Annotated in this window: 14 protein-coding genes; 8 read left to right on the plus strand and 6 right to left on the minus strand. The window is 33.9% G+C overall.

The annotated features are described in order from the left end of the window. Positions 1-22 precede the first annotated feature (22 nt). The gene (locus tag ACFSR1_RS21580; RefSeq protein WP_378295104.1) at positions 23-3,037 is read right to left on the minus strand and encodes a SusC/RagA family TonB-linked outer membrane protein; all 3,015 of its coding nucleotides are present in this window, start codon (positions 3,035-3,037) and stop codon (positions 23-25) included. Between the two features lie 276 nt (positions 3,038-3,313). Continuing rightward, positions 3,314-4,033, minus strand: coding sequence for a DUF4197 domain-containing protein (locus ACFSR1_RS21585; RefSeq protein WP_378295105.1), 720 nt, complete (start codon positions 4,031-4,033; stop codon positions 3,314-3,316). A 149-nt stretch (positions 4,034-4,182) separates the two neighbouring features. Here ACFSR1_RS21585 and ACFSR1_RS21590 point away from each other — a divergent pair, with 149 nt between their 5' ends. After that, positions 4,183-5,139, plus strand: a complete 957-nt coding sequence (locus tag ACFSR1_RS21590) for an MBL fold metallo-hydrolase (protein WP_378295106.1) — start codon at positions 4,183-4,185, stop codon at positions 5,137-5,139. On the opposite strand, the gene purU is transcribed toward ACFSR1_RS21590, so the two are convergent. Continuing rightward, positions 5,134-5,988 (minus strand): formyltetrahydrofolate deformylase, encoded by an 855-nt coding sequence (gene purU, locus ACFSR1_RS21595; RefSeq protein WP_378295107.1) that lies wholly within the window; start codon positions 5,986-5,988, stop codon positions 5,134-5,136. The two genes, ACFSR1_RS21590 and purU, sit on opposite strands and share 6 nt — an antisense overlap. 519 nt (positions 5,989-6,507) lie before the next feature. Here purU and ACFSR1_RS21600 point away from each other — a divergent pair. Together ACFSR1_RS21600 and ACFSR1_RS21605 are read left to right on the plus strand one after the other, a co-directional pair. Continuing rightward, the gene (locus ACFSR1_RS21600; RefSeq protein WP_378295108.1) at positions 6,508-9,942 is read left to right on the plus strand and encodes a methylmalonyl-CoA mutase family protein; all 3,435 of its coding nucleotides are present in this window, start codon (positions 6,508-6,510) and stop codon (positions 9,940-9,942) included. A gap of 156 nt (positions 9,943-10,098) precedes the next feature. After that, positions 10,099-11,280, plus strand: coding sequence for a hypothetical protein (locus tag ACFSR1_RS21605; RefSeq protein ID WP_378295109.1), 1,182 nt, complete (start codon positions 10,099-10,101; stop codon positions 11,278-11,280). An 11-nt stretch (positions 11,281-11,291) separates the two neighbouring features. Here ACFSR1_RS21605 and ACFSR1_RS21610 read toward each other — a convergent pair whose 3' ends face one another. Next, on the minus strand, positions 11,292-11,675 hold the full coding sequence (locus ACFSR1_RS21610; protein ID WP_378295110.1) for a hypothetical protein: 384 nt from the start codon (positions 11,673-11,675) through the stop codon (positions 11,292-11,294). Positions 11,676-11,786: 111 nt separating this feature from the next. Here ACFSR1_RS21610 and ACFSR1_RS21615 point away from each other — a divergent pair, with 111 nt between their 5' ends. From ACFSR1_RS21615 to ACFSR1_RS21635, 5 genes are all read left to right on the plus strand, one after another. Then, positions 11,787-12,227, plus strand: a complete 441-nt coding sequence (locus ACFSR1_RS21615) for an Lrp/AsnC family transcriptional regulator (RefSeq protein WP_378295111.1) — start codon at positions 11,787-11,789, stop codon at positions 12,225-12,227. A 31-nt stretch (positions 12,228-12,258) separates the two neighbouring features. Then, positions 12,259-13,404, plus strand: a complete 1,146-nt coding sequence (locus ACFSR1_RS21620; protein ID WP_378295112.1) for a helix-turn-helix transcriptional regulator — start codon at positions 12,259-12,261, stop codon at positions 13,402-13,404. Positions 13,405-13,506: 102 nt separating this feature from the next. Further along, positions 13,507-15,105 (plus strand): alanine/glycine:cation symporter family protein, encoded by a 1,599-nt coding sequence (locus ACFSR1_RS21625; RefSeq protein WP_378295113.1) that lies wholly within the window; start codon positions 13,507-13,509, stop codon positions 15,103-15,105. A gap of 419 nt (positions 15,106-15,524) precedes the next feature. Beyond that, positions 15,525-16,343, plus strand: coding sequence for a mechanosensitive ion channel family protein (locus ACFSR1_RS21630; protein WP_378295114.1), 819 nt, complete (start codon positions 15,525-15,527; stop codon positions 16,341-16,343). Between the two features lie 79 nt (positions 16,344-16,422). Next, positions 16,423-17,841: a hypothetical protein gene (locus ACFSR1_RS21635; protein ID WP_378295115.1), complete on the plus strand. Its 1,419-nt coding sequence runs from the start codon at positions 16,423-16,425 to the stop codon at positions 17,839-17,841. A 717-nt stretch (positions 17,842-18,558) separates the two neighbouring features. On the opposite strand, the gene ACFSR1_RS21640 is transcribed toward ACFSR1_RS21635, so the two are convergent. Then, the gene (locus ACFSR1_RS21640) at positions 18,559-19,320 is read right to left on the minus strand and encodes a DJ-1/PfpI family protein (protein WP_378295116.1); all 762 of its coding nucleotides are present in this window, start codon (positions 19,318-19,320) and stop codon (positions 18,559-18,561) included. 11 nt (positions 19,321-19,331) lie between these two features. Beyond that, entirely contained in the window at positions 19,332-20,561 is a 1,230-nt protein-coding gene (locus ACFSR1_RS21645; protein ID WP_378295117.1) for an MDR family MFS transporter, read from the minus strand. Positions 20,562-20,602 lie beyond the last annotated feature (41 nt).

Consider the following 20,602-nt stretch of genomic DNA (forward strand, 5'->3'; position numbering starts at 1 on the left):
TAAATTTTAAAAAATCTAATTTTTAGAATTCAATATTAATTCCTAATGTATATGTTTTTGCTGGCGGAGCCGAGTAAAAAGAAGTACCGGTTCTTACACCAGAGTTTCCGTTAAAATCTGCTGTAGATTCTGGATCATATCCTTCATAATCAGTGATGGTAAATAAATTAAGACCGCTAAAATAGAATCTTACTTTTTCCATATAAAACTTTTTAGAATACGTAGGATTAATAGTGTAACCCAGCGTAATGTTTCTTAGTCTTATAAAATCGGCTTCTTCCAGATAACGAGTAGAATCGGCTTGTCCGTTATCCTGATTTAATCTGGCTTGCGGAACATTCGTTATGTCTCCCGGATTTTGCCATCTATCTAATTGATCTAATGTTTGGTTGTCTAAGAATTTACCATTTCCCGAGGAGAATTTACCGGCTTGATCAAAAATTGAAGCTCCAAACTCTCCCTGAAAAGTAAACTGAAAATCAAAGCCTTTTACTTTTAACGTATTGGTAAACCCAATTTGATAATCAGGAAACGGAGCTCCTGTCACTATTTTATTGGCTTTAGATACACTGTTAGTTAGTGTTTTGTCTAACGAACCATCAGGGTTTGTTGCATTAGTGTAAAATAAAGCATCCCCATTAGCGGGATCAACACCAGCATATTCATACAGATAAAATGACGAGATCGCTTCTCCTTTTCTTATAATATTTACACCGTCAATGATATCTCCACTAGGTAGGTCAGTAACTTCATTTTCATTTTTAGTAAATAATGCGCCAACATTCCAGGTTAATGATGGTTTAGAAATAATCCGTGCATTAAGATTTACCTCAAATCCTTTGTTTACTATTTCACCTATATTCCTAACAACCGATGTGAATCCAGAGGTTCCAGGTAATGGTTGGTTAAATAATAAATCATTAGTGGTTTTGTTGTAATAATCAAATTCTCCTGAAATGAAGTTGTTAAATAATCCAAAATCAACTCCCAGGTCATATTGAGTAGTTTTTTCCCAACGTAATTCATTATCTCCTAACTGTATTGGTGATACCCCAAGACGTTCGTCATAGGTAGTAACACCATAAAGATCTTTACTTGCAAAGTCTCCGATCTCTGCGTTTCCTGTAATACCCCAACTTCCTCTTAGTTTTAACTTGTTTAAAAAGTTTGAGTTACTCAAAAATCTTTCATTACTAACCACCCAGGCTGCAGATGCTGCAGGGAACCAACCAAATTGTGAGTCTTCTCCAAATCTGGAAGAGCCATCGCGACGAATACTTAGATTGAAAAGATATTTTTCTGCAATAGAAAAACGTGATCTTGCAAAATACGATAAGAAGTTATATTTCGTCTTGTTAGAACCTCCATTAGTGATTAATACGGCATTGTCTAATGTTTGTAGATCATCCGATGGAAAACCTTGTCCTATTGTAAATTGACTTTTACGATTAGTTTCTTCAAAACTTCCTCCAAGCGTAGCAGAAAAATCAACAGATTCTCCAAATGTTCGTTTATAACTCAGATAATTAGTTAAGATATATCTTTCGGTAATTGCATTACTAACCGTACCAACACCTCCTGCGGATGCAAACTCAGTTAAGCTTCCAGAGAATCTTTCGGCATTTTGATTATTGGCGTCATATCCAATTTCAGATTTTAATTGTAGATAGTCGTTGATATAAAAATCACCATAAATATTTGCTGTTGTTCTCCAAATATCAGTTACAAATCTTCCTGTTTGTTCTTGTCCCAAAAAGTTTTGGAATAAGGTAGAATTACCATCCACGTTTGCAGTACCATCTTCTAATAAAGCAGGTGTTAGTGGTGATTGCGCTATCGATTGAAGTGGTGAAACAAACGCATTATCATTGGATAATCGATCTATCGTTACTTTGGATAGATTAATATTTACTCCTACCGTAGATTTTTCAGTGATATCAGCATCTACTTTACCTCTTAGGGTGTAACGATCCAATTCGTTTCCTAGAATGATACCTTCTGTTTTGTTATACGAGGTAGAAACAAAGTATTTGATTTTTTCACTTCCACCAGAGGCAGATAAATCGATATCTTGTGTAATTCCATCTACCAATGCCAGGTCTTGCCAATCTGTATCTACTTCATTAGTTCTCCAATCACGACCTAAGGATAATTGATCAAATTGTGTTTCGATCTCACTTAGAGAAAGACCACTGTTTAGTGCAGCTTCTGTATAAAATTCTACGTATTGCTCAGCGTCTAAAAATTCTCTTTTGTTAGTGGCAAAATTCCACCCTGATGCAGTGTTTAAGGTAACTTTAGCTTTTCCTGTTTTTCCTTTTTTAGTGGTGATGATAATAACACCATTCGTTCCTCTGGCACCATAAATCGCAGCTGCAGAAGCATCTTTTAGAAAATCGATAGAATCAATATCATTGGGATTTAATCCGATTAATGGGTTGATCGGAGAATTGTTTATAGATTCATCGTCATTTATTAACGGTACGCCATCCAAAACGTATAATGGTTCTTGCGAAGCACCAACAGTAGAGATACCTCTTATCCTCACCTTAATTCCTGATTCTACTCTACCAGAAAGTTGAGTGATTTGAACTCCGGTAACTTTACTAGTCATTAATGATTGAATACTTGGAGTATTAATGTCAACAATATCATTAGCTCGGATACTAGCAATACTGGAAGTGATCTGTTTTTTTGAAGAACTACCATATCCAATAAGTACTACTTGGTCTAAACCTTCGACATTATCTTTTAGTGTAACATTGATAATGGAGGATCCTGAAACAACAACTTCTTGAGTTTCAAAACCGACATAGGAAAATACCAGTGTATCACCAGAGTTAGCTTCGATAGAATAGTTTCCATCAAAATCTGTTTGAACTCCATTGCTGGTGTTTTTTACAAGAATATTTGTTCCCGGAAGCGGGATTCCTGATGCGTCAATAACAGTTCCTGTTATTGTTTTCTCTTGAGCTTTCGTAAGTCCAGAGCATAGAAGCATAGCCATAGCTACGCTAAGTTTGATTAAGTTTTTCATTGAGGGCATTTTTAAATCGGGCGCAAAATTACGTTAATCCCGTAACAAAAATGTTCCTACATCATAATAACTGCTTGAAAATGCTTGTTTTATCATGAAGATTTCTAACCGCTAACAAGAGGGAAATTTCCTTATTTCTAATTAAAATAGATGTTGTTTGTTATTATCTTTAAGAAATAGATAAAAGCTTGCATTTTTGTGAAAAATTAAAAAATCGTTAAAATCAATGTTCTCTTCGTTAAAGAGCATTAATTATCTATCCAAATTATCTTATTCCTATAGTTTTCTATCCTGAAGTGCAAAAACTTTTCTTAATAAATCTGTAGTTCTGGAACTAAGTTTGGTTCTGATTTCTCCTTCTTCAACTGCAATCATAGTATATACTCCATCTAAGGCCTCACTAGTTACATAGTCTGTAAGGTCTGGGTTTACATTGCTGGTAAAAGGAATAGCGTTGTATTTATTGATGATATTTGACCAAACACGATCAGCACCAACTTTTGACAGAGAATTTTTAATAACCGGATTAAATTTTGAATATAGAGCGGTCTTGGTAGTGCCTCTTAAATATTGCGTAGCGGCATCATTATTACCAAGTAAGATTTGTTTGGCATCGTTAAATGTTATTTGCTTTACAGCATTCACAAAAATAGGGGTAGCTTCTTTTACAGCATCTTCTGCTGCTCGATTAAGAACTTTAAGTCCTTCGTCAGCTAAATTGTCAAGGCCAATATCTCGTAATGCTTTGTCTACTTTTTGTAATTCGTCCGGCAATACAATTTTTACTAATTCATTTCTAAAAAAACCATCCTTTTGTGTGAGCTTCGTTACTTGCTTATCAATCCCTTTATCTAATGCTTGTCTTAAACCATTGCCTATATCTACATTACTAAGACCTACTGTTCCTCCTTCTTGGGGTAAACTTTCTATAACTTGTTGTAATTCTGCACAACTGGATAATTGAAATATAACGAATACTAAAAAAAATCTTTTCATCTGTTTATGTTTATTGTTTTTAATTGTCACACTTCGACATAGCTCAGTGTGGGAATGGAATCGCCATTTAGTCATATCGGTTGGTGTCAACCTAGTGCTATGGCTTATTTCATAATTTCTTATTAGATTTGAGGTGATAATGATTTAATATGAATTCAAAGTTACTTTTTTTCATACTATCTATTTTAATCATTTCCTGTAAAAATAGAGAAGATCAAATAAAAATAGGGTCACAGACCGCTTATAATTATGATCAATATATAACTATTTTAGGAATTGCGCAGGATGGTGGCTATCCGCATATTAATAATACTGATGAGTTTGAGCGCGTTAGAAAAGGTAGGTATCACGAAGAACTGGTTGTCTCTTTAGGAATTATAGATAGACAGGAAAAAAAGAAGTTCTTGATAGAAGCTACTCCTGATTTGCCAGAACAACTTGCTATGTTGGATACTGATCATTTAAAAAAAGATCCAATTATTAACGGAATATTTTTAACACACGCGCACATAGGTCATTATACAGGACTTATGTACTTTGGAAGAGAAGCGATGGGTGCAAAAAATATTAAGGTGTTTGCCATGCCAAAAATGCAATCTTTCCTAGAAAATAATGGACCTTGGTCTCAATTAGTCGATTTACAAAATATAAAGATTAATCCATTGCAAGATGAGGTTTCTGTAGATATCACTAAGCACATAAAAGTGACACCATTTTTGGTACCACATCGGGATGAGTTTTCTGAAACCGTTGGATATAGAATTCACAGTGAATCCAAATCTGCTTTATTTATTCCTGATATCAATAAATGGTCATTATGGAAAAAAAACATTGTTGAGGAAGTGAAAAAAGTAGATTACGCGTTTATCGATGCGACTTTCTTTAGAGATGGGGAAATATCAAGACCTATGTCCGAAGTTCCACATCCCTTTATACAAGAAACCATTGATTTGTTCAAAAACGAAGCAAAAGAGGTAAAGTCTAAGATTATATTTATCCACTTTAATCATTCTAATCCTTTAATTGATGAAAATAACAAACAAAGAATCGAGTTAGAAAAAGAAGGGTATAGATTCGCAAATACGAATGATGTATTTGTGCTATGAAAAGATAACCGTTTTGTTATTGTATACTAACACCTTTCTTTCTACATGATGTTTGATGGCCCTAGATAATACGATCTTCTCCAGATCACGACCTTTCAGAATAAAATCCTGCACGTTATGAATATGTGACACTCTTACTATTTCTTGTTCTATGATTGGACCTTCATCAAGGTCAGAGGTTACATAATGACTAGTAGCTCCAATTATTTTTACACCACGTTCATAGGCAGAATGATATGGTTTTGCACCGGGAAAAGCCGGTAAGAACGAATGATGAATGTTGATAATCTTATTAGGAAACTGGTTTACAAAATTTTCAGAAAGGATTTGCATATATCTCGCCAGTACAATGAAATCAACTTTATGTTCCTTTAGTAATGCTAATTGCTCTGCTTCTGCTTGTTCTTTATTGTTTTTATTTACGGGTATGTGTTTAAAAGGGATTTTAAAACTATCTGCAATTGGTTTTAGATCTAAATGATTACTAATGATAACAGGAATTTTTACTTTGAGTTCACCCGATGCGTGTCTTCCTAGAATATCATATAAGCAATGATCATATTTAGAAACAAAAAGTGCCATTTTTGGTTTCTTTTCAGCATCATACATTTCCCAATGCATATTGTAATTATCGGCTACTACCTTATTAAAAGATTCTTTAAACAATGCTAGTTTTTCTTCATCCTGATCAAACTCACATTCTAATCTCATAAAGAATTCACCCAATTCTCTATCTACATGTTGTTCTATATATACTGTGTTTCCTTTTTTAGCTAAAATGAAGTTGGTTACTGTTGCTATGATACCTTTTTTATCTAAACAATTGATCAGAAGGGTTGTTTTTTTCATAAAAGATTGGGTTGATGATTCTGTTTTTGGGATATAAACTTACTATTTAAGTAGGTAAAGTTTGTAATAATTTCTTACAAAGATGTAGTATCCAATTCGTTTTTAAATAATTTAAAATAGATAAGCAGTTTTTCTAAATTATCTATAAAAAACAAAGGCTGATTTTAGTAAAAATCAGCCTTATGCGATTTGCAATGAATTACAAATTACTTGATATCCTCTATCACATTGTTAATTAATGTTCTCAAATGATCTTTATGTGCCTTCGATAATTTATCTCCGGTACTATTAGAAAACATAGTAAAAAAGCGTTTAACAATTGTGTTAACATATTATTAATAGTGATTTGTTTAGTGTAATTGTGTTTTGTAACAAGATTTAGAAAGAATAAGTGTTAAATTTGAACTATGAATAATGAAACAACCCATAGGGTTAAATAAATTATATAATTCTAAAAAAATAATCCTTTTTGATGCGTATTTCGTAAATTAGCAGCTCTAAAAACACCTTTTATTGTCAATGGAACAAATTGCACCTTACAAACCAAAGAATAAAGTTAGGATCGTTACTGCAGCGTCATTATTTGATGGACACGATGCAGCGATTAATATTATGCGCCGTATTATTCAATCTACAGGAGTAGAAGTAATACACTTAGGACACGATAGAAGTGTTGAAGAAGTGGTAAATTGTGCAATTCAGGAAGATGCTAATGCAATTGCTATGACTTCATATCAAGGAGGTCATAACGAGTATTTTAAATATATGTATGACTTGCTTAAAGAAAAAGGAGCATCTCATATTAAAATCTTTGGAGGAGGAGGTGGAGTAATACTGCCTGAAGAGATCAAAGAACTCATGGATTATGGAATCACCCGTATCTATTCTCCTGATGATGGACGCGAACTGGGGCTACAAGGAATGATTAATGACTTGGTAAAACAAGCTGATTTTCCGATTGGAGATAACCTAAATGGAGAAGCTGATCATCTAGCCGATAAAGAAATAGGATCGATTGCCCGTGTGATTTCTGCTGCAGAGAATTTTCCGGAGATCGCCAAAGAAACACTAGATCAAATACACGAAAAAAATAAAACTTCAAAAACTCCGGTTCTAGGTATTACCGGCACCGGTGGAGCAGGAAAATCTTCTTTAGTAGATGAACTAGTGCGTCGATTTTTGATTGATTTTCCTGAAAAAACAATAGGGTTGATTTCTGTCGATCCGTCTAAACGTAAAACGGGCGGTGCTTTGTTAGGAGATCGTATTCGTATGAATGCTATAAATTCTCCTAGAGTATATATGCGTTCGCTGGCTACCAGACAATCTAATTTAGCCTTGTCTAAGTATGTAGCAGAGGCAATCGAGGTTTTAAAAGCAGCAGAATTTGATCTAATTATTCTGGAGACTTCAGGTATTGGACAATCGGATACAGAGATTCTGGAACATAGTGATACTTCTTTATATGTAATGACTCCAGAGTTTGGTGCAGCTACCCAATTAGAAAAAATTGACATGCTCGATTTTGCCGATTTAGTAGCGATCAATAAATTCGATAAGAGAGGATCTCTGGATGCGTTAAGAGATGTGAAAAAGCAATATATGCGCAATCATCAGCTGTGGGATATTCCACAAGATGATTTACCTGTATATGGAACTATTGCATCACAGTTCAACGATCCAGGAATGAATACGCTTTATAAAGCCATTATGGATAAAGTGGTGGAGAAAACCGGAGCGGACTTAAAATCTGATTTTCATATCTCTAAAGAAATGTCTGAAAAGATATTTGTAATTCCACCAAGTAGAACAAGATATTTATCCGAGATTTCAGAGAATAACAGAGCGTACGATAAAACTGCAAATACGCAGGTAGAAGTTGCGCAAAAGTTATACGGAATTTACAAAACTATTTGTAGTGTTGCTAATCTGGATTTTATTGATTTATCTAAAAATGGTATTGCTGAAGAAAGCCTCAGAAACGCAAAGAATAATGATAATGAAGATTTTTTGAAATTATTATTAGCTGAATTTGATCGCGTAAAACTAAACCTGGACCCTCATAATTGGGAAACAATAACAGGTTGGGCTGCAAAAGTTCAGAAATATAAAGATCCTATATACTCTTTTAAAGTTAGGGATAAAGAAATCAAAATAGAAACACATACAGAGTCATTATCTCATAGTCAGATTCCTAAAGTGGCGTTACCAAAGTATCAAGCTTGGGGAGATATTCTAAAATGGTGTTTACAAGAGAATGTTCCAGGTGAATTTCCTTTTGCATCCGGTTTATATCCTTTTAAACGTACTGGAGAAGATCCAACACGTATGTTTGCAGGAGAAGGTGGTCCCGAAAGAACCAATAGACGTTTTCATTATGTAAGTTTAGGAATGCCGGCAAAACGTTTGTCAACAGCCTTTGACTCGGTTACCCTTTATGGAAATGATCCTGATCACAGACCAGATATTTATGGTAAAATAGGAAACGCCGGAGTTTCTATCTGTTGTTTGGATGATGCTAAAAAATTATACTCCGGTTTTGATCTTACGCACGCGATGACCTCGGTGAGTATGACCATCAATGGCCCAGCTCCGATGCTATTAGGGTTCTTTATGAATGCCGCCATTGATCAAAATTGTGAAAAGTATATTAAAGAAAATAACCTTGAAGCTGAAGTAGAAGCCAAAATCAAGAAAATATATAAAGATAAGGGAGTAGCTAGACCAGCATATCAGGGTGAACTGCCAGAAGGAAACGATGGATTAGGTTTAATGTTACTGGGTGTTACCGGTGATCAAGTGTTACCAGCCGATGTGTACGCTGAGATTAAGGCAATGACCTTGAATACTGTTCGTGGAACTGTACAAGCGGATATTTTAAAAGAAGATCAAGCGCAAAATACCTGTATATTCTCTACAGAATTTGCATTGCGATTGATGGGAGATGTACAGGAGTATTTTATAGAAAAACAGGTACGCAACTTTTATTCGGTTTCTATATCAGGGTATCATATTGCTGAAGCTGGAGCGAATCCAATTACTCAGTTAGCGCTCACATTAGCTAATGGATTTACCTATGTAGAATATTACCTAAGTAGAGGAATGGATATCAATAAGTTTGGTCCAAACTTATCTTTCTTTTTCTCTAATGGTATCGATCCGGAATATGCCGTGATCGGTAGAGTGGCTCGTAAAGTTTGGGCAAAAGCTCTAAAGAATAAATATGGAGCCAATGCCAGAGCGCAGATGCTTAAATATCATATCCAAACGTCTGGACGTTCTTTACATGCTCAGGAAATTGACTTTAACGATATCCGTACGACTTTACAGGCATTATATGCCATCTATGATAACTGTAATTCATTACATACCAATGCCTACGATGAGGCGATTACTACACCAACAGAAGAGTCTGTTCGTAGAGCCATGGCGATACAGTTGATTATCAATAAAGAATTAGGATTGGCTAAAAACGAAAACCCAATTCAAGGATCTTTTATTATTGAAGAATTAACCGATTTGGTGGAAGAAGCAGTATTAACTGAATTTGACAGGATAACCGAAAGAGGTGGAGTATTAGGAGCAATGGAGACAATGTACCAGCGCAGTAAAATACAAGAAGAAAGTTTGTATTATGAAACCCTAAAACATAACGGAGAGTTCCCAATTATAGGTGTAAATACATTCTTAAGCTCTAAAGGATCACCAACGGTAACTCCGGGAGAGGTAATCCGAGCAACAGAAGAAGAAAAGCAATATCAAATTACGATGCTCAATGAATTGCATAAAGGAAATGCTGACGAAACTTCAGAACTATTAAGAGACTTACAACAAAAAGCAGTAAATAATCAAAACATCTTCGAGGCATTAATGGAAGTTTGTAAAAAATGTTCGCTTGGACAAATTACTTCTTCATTATTTGAAGTTGGTGGGCAATATAGACGAAATATGTAAGCAGACTCTTGCTTATGCTTATGCAAAAACTTAGAGATCGCTTACCTCAAACTTGTTTTGCGGTCTTTCATAAAATAGGAAAGAGAAAATCCTGTCGACAGACGGGATTTTTCTTTTATTTTAGTTTTTCTATCTTTAGAGAAATAGTAAGGATGTATGCAGAGAGTGGTTTTTATATTTCTTATTTGTACGGCAACTTTTGCTCAAAACTATGAAACAGGAAAAATCATAGATTCTGTCCTGGTTTCTAATAAGACCGGAGAAACATTTACAATGTATCTCCCCAATTCATTTGATCCCGATTCAGAATCACCAATCGTTTTTATATTTGATCCAGGTGCACAAGGAAAAAGAGGTATCCGTCCGTTTATTAAGGCTTCTGAGGCTTATGGATATATGTTAGTGTGTTCTAATCACACAAAAAATGGACCTTATGATCGTAATTTTGAGATCACCAATCGTTTATTCGAATTTATTTTTGCCAATTTCAAGATAAAGCAAAATGAGATGTATTTATCCGGGTTCTCCGGTGGATCCAGATTGGCTTCGGCAATTGCGGTATTGACCAACCAAATTGCCGGTGTTGTAGGTTGTGGAGCTGGATTTTCTCAGGAACAAGCTCATATTCCAACTTTTCAACAATTTTCTTATGTTGGTGTATGTGGAAATCGAGATATGAATTATCAGGAGATGATACACGCGAAAGGATATCTTCAAAAATTAAATTTTACCAATACGCTGATTACTTATGATGGGAATCATACCTGGCCGCCAGATGATCAAATAATAAAAGCATTTGATTGGTTAGAAATTCAGGCACATCTAAAAGGTATCAAGAATAAAGAGGCTCCAGAAATTTATAAAAGTTATGAGAAAGTATACCATGCAGCCTTAAAGGAGCAAGAAGACAATGATTTGTTACTTGCGGTCGAAAATTATGAACGTGCAATAACCACGTATCATTCTTTTTATAAGCTAGATAGCATATCAGATAGACTAAAGAAGATTCATAATAGCAAATCCTACAAAAGTTTATTGAAGTCAGTATCTAAAATTTTTGACAAAGAAAAAGAGCTAACTAGAAAGTTGACTACCCGAATTTTTGAAGATTATAAAAACCCTAATCAAATTGATATTACTTGGTGGGAAAAAGAGTTAAATAAATTAGAGAAGATAAATAAAAACGACGATCCCGAAACAAAAAAAATGCTGGAAAGATTAAAATACCAGCTTTTTGCAACTTCTTATGCTGTTAATCAAATTAGTACAACAAAGTCTAATGAAAAGCAAAAAGAACTCACCGGAATGATTAGAAAACTAGTGTTCAGGAAAAAATAAGCGATTATAAATTATAGAGTCATAATCCAATTACGCTGTAATCGTTTGAATTTCTTGATTTCTTTGCGAAGTAATTTAATAAAATCCCTACCGTTACTTTCTGAGTATTCTAAACGTTGACAATTTCTATAAAGTTTGTTTGTAAGATATTCTAACGAAATTGCATGTTTTAGGCGATCATTTTGGAAAGGCTGATTTTCTGCCTTGATAATTTCCGGAACTAAAGAATCAGAATCTTTAATAATATCACCAGTAAAATAAATATAAGGATTTTCGCTTCCGTTTTTTTCTAATGGGGCCAAATCGTGAACAAGATACTTAGAAACACTCTTCGATAATATGAGTATTTCAAGAGCTTTTTTGTAAAGGATTATATTTTTAGGACTTGATTCCATTGGTAATCCAAAAATAATAGTATTAAGAGAGATATTGCTTTTGATTTTAAAGTATAATCGTTAATTTGCTTTAGGAAATTATGTATAATTTACATATCACTTAATATTATAATGGATCTAACAAACTGGAAAATTCTTCAACTATTACAGTTAAATGCAAGACTATCCAATGCAGAAATCGGTCGAAAAGTAGGATTGAGTTCTCCGGCCGTAGCAGAGAGGATAAAAAAGATGGAAGATCTTGGTATTATCGAAGGGTACACGACAAAAGTTTCCTATTCGAAAACTGGATACCAGTTAAAAGCTATTATTACTTTAAGAGCTTTTATGGGGCGGCTAAAACCATTTTTATCAAAAATACCTGAGTTTAGCGAAGTTCTTAACTGTTATAGAATTACAGGTAATGAAAATATAATTATGGAAGTAGTGCTAGAAGACCAAGTACATCTTCAGGGGTTTATAGATAGATTGATAACTTATGGAGAAGCAAAAACACATATTATTTTATCTCACGTAGTAGAAAACAATCCTATTCTCAATAGAAAAGATTAATTAATCCAATATATACTATCTTTAGATTGTTATGTACGTCACTTTAGAACATTACGTTACGGCAATAGTATGTTTGATTACAGCTTTTGTGATTCAGAGAATATACTATAAAGAAAAAGTCAAAAATCAATCTTCGATATCCATTAACGGAATTAAATGGTTTGGTTTGGCAATTTTTTTATGGGGTTTTGGAGCTTTGATAAATATTATTCTTGTAGAATTAGTTGAAATTAAACCAACCCATAAAGCGGTTATTTATCTAGGAGTTTTTATTTCCTTGGCTAATTCGCTTAGTATATTACTTTCTCTTCCATCCATTGAACACCAAAAGGAACGTAATATAGTGGTTAGATTAGTACAGCGTTTCTCTGAGAAAGAATTTACTATTCTTTTTAGTGGAGTGCTTTTAATGATCGCTTTTGTTTTTATAGCAACTTCTTACAATAATTCCGGTATTAGTAATAATTTCATTTGGTTGATAGATATCCCAATTTCTTTGATTGTGGCATTTGCGTTATTAAATGAACTTAATAAGGCTTTCGCTAATCGAAATATGAAGTTCATGGTATTTCCCTGTTTCATATTATTTGTGTTGATTGTGATTGCAGTGACACATAGAATGATACCTCAGGACAAAGCTTTAGAATTTATTGACCAGGGATTTTGGAGTTTATTTGGAGTGATTACCGGCTTATCCTTTAAATTTTTGTTCATTCTACTATTCTCTATTTTATTATATAGTTGGAAATTTCTTTCAGAAAAAGAATTACAACAAACAGAATTAGAGATGCTTACTAAAGAAAAAGAAGAATTATTAAGTAGGCAAGAAAAATTGGTGTTGGCAAATGAAAGTCATTTAGATACTATTTCTTCTTTACAAAAACGCCTAAAAGAAAGTGATTTAAAAATTAGTTCATTGGTAGAGTCTACAAAAATTGAACTTTCTGATCGACAAAAAGAAGTATTAGGAAACTTGGGTGTTTGTGGAACCATTAAGTCATATACCGAAATTGCCGAGGAAATGAATATCAGCTTAGATGGTTTTCAAACTCACATTTATCAGATTAAAAAAGTCCTTAAAATTAGTGGTGCAGGTGGGAAAGAACAATTAATAGCATTTGCTAAAGCCAATCAACTGCTAAAATATGCCAGTATTCAGAACGTTGACAATGATTAAGCATATACTTAATCATTCCTGTTTTTAAATTCATTAGTGCGTAACCTTTTGTCATAAAGTCTTTTATTCAATCTTCGTCTAAAATTATAATACTACAAATAGATGAAGAAAATTATAGCCATGTGCGTTTCGTTTTTAGCAAATGCTTCTGCCACAGCGCAAGAAACCTATTCACAAACCATAGATCAACAAATCAATGATGGATTTAAGAATGCAACGGATTGGTTTGTAGAGGCGATTTTTGCAGAAATCCCTATAACATCTCAAGTTGGGATTCCTTGGGTCCTGGTTGTTCTTTTGTTGGGAGCATCTTATTTTACGATTTATTTCAAAGGGATTAATTTCAGAAATTTTTGGACTTCTATAAATATTGTTAGAGGTAAATTTGATGATCTGGAAACATCAAACACTTTAGAAGTTTCGGAATCGGTTCATACCATAGAAGGAGATCAACCGGATACGGTTAGGGTAGAAGGTAAAGATGGAGAAGTAAGTCATTTCCAGGCATTAACAGCTGCTTTATCAGCTACTGTAGGATTGGGGAATGTGGCAGGAGTGGCCATTGCTTTATCTATAGGAGGAGCCGGAGCCACATTTTGGATGATCTTGGTTGGTCTTTTAGGAATGGCATCTAAGTTTGTAGAGTGTACATTGGGTGTTGCTTATAGAGAGATCGATAGCAATGGAACCGTTTATGGTGGTCCTATGTATTATTTGAGCAAAGGTTTAAAAGAAAAGGGATTTACGACCTTAGGAAAAGTGCTGGCTGTGATTTTTGCAATCATGTGTGTTGGTGGATCTTTTGGAGGTGGAAATATGTTTCAGGCGAATCAGGCATTCAAATTATTTGAACACGTAACCGGTGCTGAAAATAGTTTTATTTACGGTAAAGGATGGCTATTTGGTGTAATAATGGCAATTTTCGTAGCAATTGTAATTATCGGCGGAATTAAAAAAATAGCTAAGGTAACTGATAAAATTGTTCCTTCTATGGTAGTTGTTTATGTATTAGCGGTAATTACAGTAATAGCTATTAATTATAAGGTGATACCAGATGCGATTTATGCTATCATTGATGGAGCTTTTAGTGCAGAAGGAATAACCGGCGGAGTAGTTGGTGTTATGATTCAGGGTTTCAGAAGAGCGGCTTTTTCTAATGAAGCCGGAATTGGATCAGCTTCTATTGCACATTCAGCCGTTAAAACCAAATATGCAGCTAGCGAAGGGTTAGTAGCGTTATTAGAACCCTTTATAGATACCGTGGTGATTTGCACTATGACCGCGCTCGTTTTAATTATAACAGGACAAATTCAGGTAGGAGCCGAAATTTCTGATGAACAAGGAGTATTACTTACAGCTAGCGCATTAGAAAGTGGTATTTCCTGGTTTCCTTATATCTTGAGTTTAGCTGTTATTCTTTTTGCATTTTCCTCTATGATTTCCTGGTCATATTATGGATATCAGGCCTGGTCTTATTTGTTTGGAAGAAAAAAATATGTGGAGTATATCTACAAAACAATATTTTGCATCTGCGTAATTATAGGGTCAGCGGCTAGTTTAACAGCGGTAACTGATTTTTCGGATGCTATGATTTTTTCCATGCTTGTTCCTAATATGATTGGACTGTTTTTATTGGCTCCAAGGGTAGCAAAAGAACTTAAGAAATACAAACAGGCGATTTCTAATAAGAAATTTATTTAAAAAAACCGTTGTGCATATTGATTCAAAATTCGTCGATTCGAGTGTCCGCCTCAGGCGGATGTATCGAGAATGGGATTTTGGATCAAGAAAAGCTATTTTCGATACCCCTCCATAGGCGGGCAGGCTAATTTTCCCTTATTTCATTTTGGAAATCACTGGAATTGACGTTTTTTTTAATGTTCATTTCATAAAACATAGATGTGTTTAAAATGTTTGTTTTCTAAATTTTGGCATAAGATTTGATAATATTTTTGTGTATAGAATTTATCAGAATCTTGTGTGAGGACATTGGTTCAAGGAACTAAAGATAGTACAGGAAAAGATAGAAAAAACGCTCAAAGAAAACGCTGAGCGTTTTTTTATGAATAGGAGTTAAGAATGCATTTCTTTTCCTATTTTTAGGTATAATAAATACCTATATGGATAGAATACAAGAATACCTGCATATTGCTATTGATAAAATTGTATTTTTTGCACCAAGAATTATCGGAGCTGCATTTGTACTTTGGATAGGATTCAAGATTATCAAAAGAATACTAAAGCTGATAGAAGCTGCTTTAAAGCGTATGAATATTTCGGATACAATGCGCCCATTCCTGACCTCAATTATCTCGGTATTATTAAAAATCGCCATTCTTTTTATCGTCATCTCTATTTTAGGAGCTGATCTTTCTGGTTTTGTGGCGATTTTGGCGGCAATTAGTTTTGCTATTGGACTTTCGCTCCAGGGTAGTTTAGGTAACTTTGCGTCTGGGATACTGATTATGTTTCTTAAACCATATCAGGTAACCGATTGGATTGAGGTGGATGATAAGTTTGGAAAAGTACAGGAAATTGGGATCTTCAATACAACTGTAAAAACACCGGGTAATAAAATTCTAATGATTCCTAATTCCAAAATAACGGATGATGTAGTCACTAATTATTCTAGAGAAGGGGTTATTCGATTAGAAATAACCGTAACCATGCCTTACAGTGAAGATTTTCCGAAGATAAAAAAGATTATAGAAGATACTTTAGAACCTATAGATAAGATTCTAGACACACCGATTCCTGAAATAGGGATCGAAAATTTTGATTCGCATAGCGTTTCAATTGCAGTGAGGCCTTATGTTAAACCCGATGATTTTTGGGATGTTACTTTTATAGCTCATCAGGAGATCAAAAGAGCGTTTAGTGAACATCATATCAAAGTTGCATATTCTGAAGGGGTTGAACTGGGAAGTATTGGAGTTTAGTATTCGTAAGATACTTTATCTTGAATAAAGCGACTGGCACTTTTTTTGTGGCTTTGTCTTTATTAAAACCAATTTCAACATGAAATCTAATTCTATGAAAACTATTTTGTTTTTTGCGCTTGTGTGCTCCATCACATACAGTTATAGCCAAAGCACTTTAACACTAAAAAAAGGAATAGTAATAGATTCTCTAACCGTTCCTTCGAGTAAAGGAGTGTATAGTTTGTACTTGCCAAAATCTTTTGACCTGAATAAAGGTTGGCCTATCCTTTTTGGTTTTGATAATAACGGCGATATGAGTTCGTTAACGCATCTTTTTAGTAAATCTGCCGAGGAGTTTGGATATATTATTGCGGTTTCTAACTATGGGGAAAAACTAAGTGTGAATGATAAAACAAATTATATAGCGCTTTTTATGAAGCACATTGTTTCTCTTTTTCCTATTAAAAATAAAAGAATGTACGTTTTTGGAGTGGGTAAGGATGCACCACTTAATACTTCCTTACCAATACTTTATAAACAGATTAATGGTGTTATAGCAATAGGAGACGGTTATAATTATAATCTGAAGTTGAATAGAAATAAAAATTTCTCTTATGTCGGAATTGTAGGAGAACAAAGTTTTAGGTACAGAAACTTTTTGGACACTAAGAAGTATTTAAACAAGAAAGGAATCTCATCTGAAGTATATATATATGAAGGGAATAAAAAGTTGCCATCAGAAAGAATCATTGCCAAAGCCTTACCCTACTTTACATTAGAAGCAATGGCAAAAGGCAATGTGCCAAAAGATTCTATCTGGATCAGGAATATTTATGAAAAAGATCTTGAGGAAGCTAGAATGCTCAAAGAAAATGGCAAATATCTTTACGCTTATGATCAGTTGACCCAAATGCGTGATAGATATCGGTTATTTAGAGAAGAAGATACACTTAAAGAAGAGCAAAAAGAGATAAGGAAAATCAATGCTTACAAAAAAGAGAAGAGGCAAAGAACAAAGTATCAAAACCAAGAAATATTCTTAAGACAAACCTTCGCTTTGTCACTGGATGAAGATGTAGAGCTTAGTCAATATGATAATTTAGGATGGTGGCAGTATAGAATGACTGAATTGGATAAATTACAGAAAAGTAAAGAAAAGTACGCTGTTGATATGGCGGTTAGAATAAAAGGATTTCTTAAACATATGATTTTAGAGTATAAAAAGGAATTGGCCAAGGAGTCTAGGGAAATAGACAGGAAAATATTATTAAATATTCTAAACACAATCGTAGATAAAAATGATTTTGAAGCATATCGGAAAATTATTTCGCTAAGTGTGCTGGATCGGGATAATGGAACAGCACTTTTTTATTTAGAAAAAATGCTTCAAAATGGATTTAAAGATCTAGAAGCACTATACACCATAGAAGGAACCTTGTCATTGAGGATATCCAAAGAGTATAATAATATCATCAAAAAGTATTTAGGGAAATCAAAATACTTTTCAGAAAACTGATGTAAAGTGTATTTTGTCGATATTAACACGCGTTTAATCGGTATTTTGTTAATAACTTTTTAATAGAATACGGTTTTGGTGTAAAATTTCATTTATTTTTATAACACGTAAAATATATTAAGGTGTGTATTACACAGATTAACATATCAAGAAATATGACGATATGGATTTGAAATTTTAATTTGGAATACACATTGGGATAAATTAAGTGTGAGGACATTAGTCTAAAGACCCCAAATCTAAAAACTAAAGAGAGTACATAATTTGCCCGATAAGAGAAAGCGATCTTGTAAAAGGTCGCTTTTCTTTTTATGCTACTTTCTCAGTTTACTTTCGATTAATTTAGGGAATTAATAAATAAAAATGAAATTGAAGCTTCTTGTTTTTATGCTAAAAACTACTAAAAACAAAGTTTTTTGTGTATTTCATCGAATATTTATGTTTTTTATCGTTAAAAATTTTGCGTTAACAATTTTTTTACAATATATTTACTTCAACTTAAAAACACACTGATGTATGACCAGAATTAACATTTTAAACTGTATGACGATATGGATTTAAAATTTTAGTTTGGAATACGTCAGGGCTCATTAGGTGTGAGGACATTAGTCTGAAAGACCCCAAATCCGGAAGCTAAAGAGAGTACGTAATTTGCCCTAAAATTGATGAAAGCGTTCTGTAAAATGAACGCTTTCTTATTTTTCAGTAGTTTGTGTTTTATTTCGAAATTACTAAATGAGGTACTTCTTTTAGGTTCCAGTCTATTACAAGCCCTTTGGCCAGTGATCTTGCAATTTCGACTCCGTACAAATGTTCACATAAATATAATGCAGCTTCAAAACTTTTGGCTCCACCGGCGGATGTGATGTATTTCCCATCGTGAACAAACAAAACCTCTTTTCGTATATCCAAATCCGGAAACATATCACGCATCTTATCGATGTCACTCGGAAAAGTAGTAGAAACTACCTGATTTAATAAGCCTGCTTTGGCTAGCACAAAAGCGCCATCACAATGTGAGGTCATATAGGTAGCAGTTTGATCCACCTTTGTTACGAAATCAATCATTGCCGTATCTTTGAGATCGGTATCCAAGTGATGTTCTGCACTGGGTATTACCAGAATATCGATTTTTGGGAGCGTATCTTTTAGGTAATTATAATCCGGTATAATTTTTACACCTTCAAAAGAAGTAATAGGATCGTCGGTATTGGCAACAGTAAAAACATTCATCTGCTTAATGTTTTTTCGATACTGTGTATGTTGAAAAATATCAAAAGGAGCAGTAAACTCTGTGTTATAAGTGCCGTCCATAATCAAGAAAGCCACATTATAGCGGTTAGTCTCTAGTGTAGGGAATGTTTTTTCTTCTTCAATTATTTTAATCTGTTCTTCCTGATTCGTCAGCGGTTTCTTTTCCTCTTTTTCTGAACAACCAATAATTAGTATGGATACTAAGATAAATAACAAGTGTTTCATGATATTGTTTCTTAAACAGGTTTTAATATTTGAGTTCTTTTTTCTTTATTGACTTTTTGCTTAACCATAAGCAGTAAAAATGTTCCAATCGCCGAAATTCCAGCCATAAATAACCATGTATTATCGTAACCATATTGATTAATAAATTGCATACCTGAGTTATGGCCGAGGATATGGGCTACAGAAAAAGACATACTATATAATCCCATATAAGCGCCCTGTCTCCCTTTTTTTGATCGATCCAGAGCGAAAGCATTCCCAAAAGGAAACGAAATCATTTCTCCAATCGTTGCTATGATCATCCCAACAATGACAATTCCAGCCCACGGAGTTATTAAAAGTAGCACGAAGCTAATTCCGGTTAAAACAAATCCACTGACTACATTTCCTATTTTAGAAAAGGATGTAGATTCTAAATATGCTATTAGAGGCATTTCAAAAACAAAAATGAGCGCTCCGTTTAATGCCAATATCAACCCAATATTCTGTTCGGATAAAAAATGCACTTCTTTGTAATATAGAGGGATCGTAGAAAAATACTGAACAAAAATAAACCCAAACAACGTTAGTGCGACTAGAAAAAGTATATAGGTTCTATCCATGTATGCAGGCATAGGATTATCTACAACAATTTCTCTATCGATCACTCTAGCTTTTTTAGGATGTAGGGTTTTAATCATTATTATACTTGCAATGACACAAGTAATTCCATCTACCCAAAACAATCCCGAATAACCAACCGTAGCTATAATCAAACCTCCTAATGCAGGTCCCATAGAAAACCCAAGATTGATGGCTAATCTTATAAAGGTTAAGGATCTGGTTTTGTTTTCTGGTTTACTATAGGCGCTTAGCGCAACAAAAAAAGCAGGACGTGCAGCATCTGCAATAGCTATAAGAACAAAAAAGCTAATACAGATACTCCAGAAACTAGAAAAATATTGAACGATAAAAAAAGAAATACCTGTTAGTAGTAGGGATCCTAAAATCACTTTGTAATAACCAATACGATCACTTAATCTACCACCTATCCAGGCACCTAACAAAGAACCTAATCCATAACTGGTCATTACCCAACCAATCTGACTCAAGGAAAAACATAAATTATCTGATAAATACAGAGATAAAAAAGGGATTACCATAGCTCCCATTCTATTTATCAAAGTAATAAGAGCTAACCACCAAACTTCTTTTGATAAGCCGGAAAAAGTATCAATATAGTTAAGTAAGAGTTTTTTCACTCTATGGATGGTTAGTTTGTTAAGAACCGATAAAATTAACT

This window comes from Aquimarina rubra (genome assembly GCF_042684305.1).
Classification (GTDB): Bacteria; Bacteroidota; Bacteroidia; order Flavobacteriales; family Flavobacteriaceae; genus Aquimarina; species Aquimarina rubra.

Excerpts from the sequence above, each read along its gene's own strand:
- ACFSR1_RS21580 (WP_378295104.1), bottom strand. The coding sequence starts at position 3,037 with ATGAAAAACTTAATCAAACTTAGCGTAGCTATGGCTATGCTTCTATGC.
- ACFSR1_RS21585 (WP_378295105.1), bottom strand. The coding sequence starts at position 4,033 with ATGAAAAGATTTTTTTTAGTATTCGTTATATTTCAATTATCCAGTTGT.
- ACFSR1_RS21590 (WP_378295106.1), top strand. The coding sequence starts at position 4,183 with ATGAATTCAAAGTTACTTTTTTTCATACTATCTATTTTAATCATTTCC.
- purU (WP_378295107.1), bottom strand. The coding sequence starts at position 5,988 with ATGAAAAAAACAACCCTTCTGATCAATTGTTTAGATAAAAAAGGTATC.
- ACFSR1_RS21600 (WP_378295108.1), top strand. The coding sequence starts at position 6,508 with ATGGAACAAATTGCACCTTACAAACCAAAGAATAAAGTTAGGATCGTT.
- ACFSR1_RS21605 (WP_378295109.1), top strand. The coding sequence starts at position 10,099 with ATGCAGAGAGTGGTTTTTATATTTCTTATTTGTACGGCAACTTTTGCT.
- ACFSR1_RS21610 (WP_378295110.1), bottom strand. The coding sequence starts at position 11,675 with ATGGAATCAAGTCCTAAAAATATAATCCTTTACAAAAAAGCTCTTGAA.
- ACFSR1_RS21615 (WP_378295111.1), top strand. The coding sequence starts at position 11,787 with ATGGATCTAACAAACTGGAAAATTCTTCAACTATTACAGTTAAATGCA.
- ACFSR1_RS21620 (WP_378295112.1), top strand. The coding sequence starts at position 12,259 with ATGTACGTCACTTTAGAACATTACGTTACGGCAATAGTATGTTTGATT.
- ACFSR1_RS21625 (WP_378295113.1), top strand. The coding sequence starts at position 13,507 with ATGAAGAAAATTATAGCCATGTGCGTTTCGTTTTTAGCAAATGCTTCT.
- ACFSR1_RS21630 (WP_378295114.1), top strand. The coding sequence starts at position 15,525 with ATGGATAGAATACAAGAATACCTGCATATTGCTATTGATAAAATTGTA.
- ACFSR1_RS21635 (WP_378295115.1), top strand. The coding sequence starts at position 16,423 with ATGAAATCTAATTCTATGAAAACTATTTTGTTTTTTGCGCTTGTGTGC.
- ACFSR1_RS21640 (WP_378295116.1), bottom strand. The coding sequence starts at position 19,320 with ATGAAACACTTGTTATTTATCTTAGTATCCATACTAATTATTGGTTGT.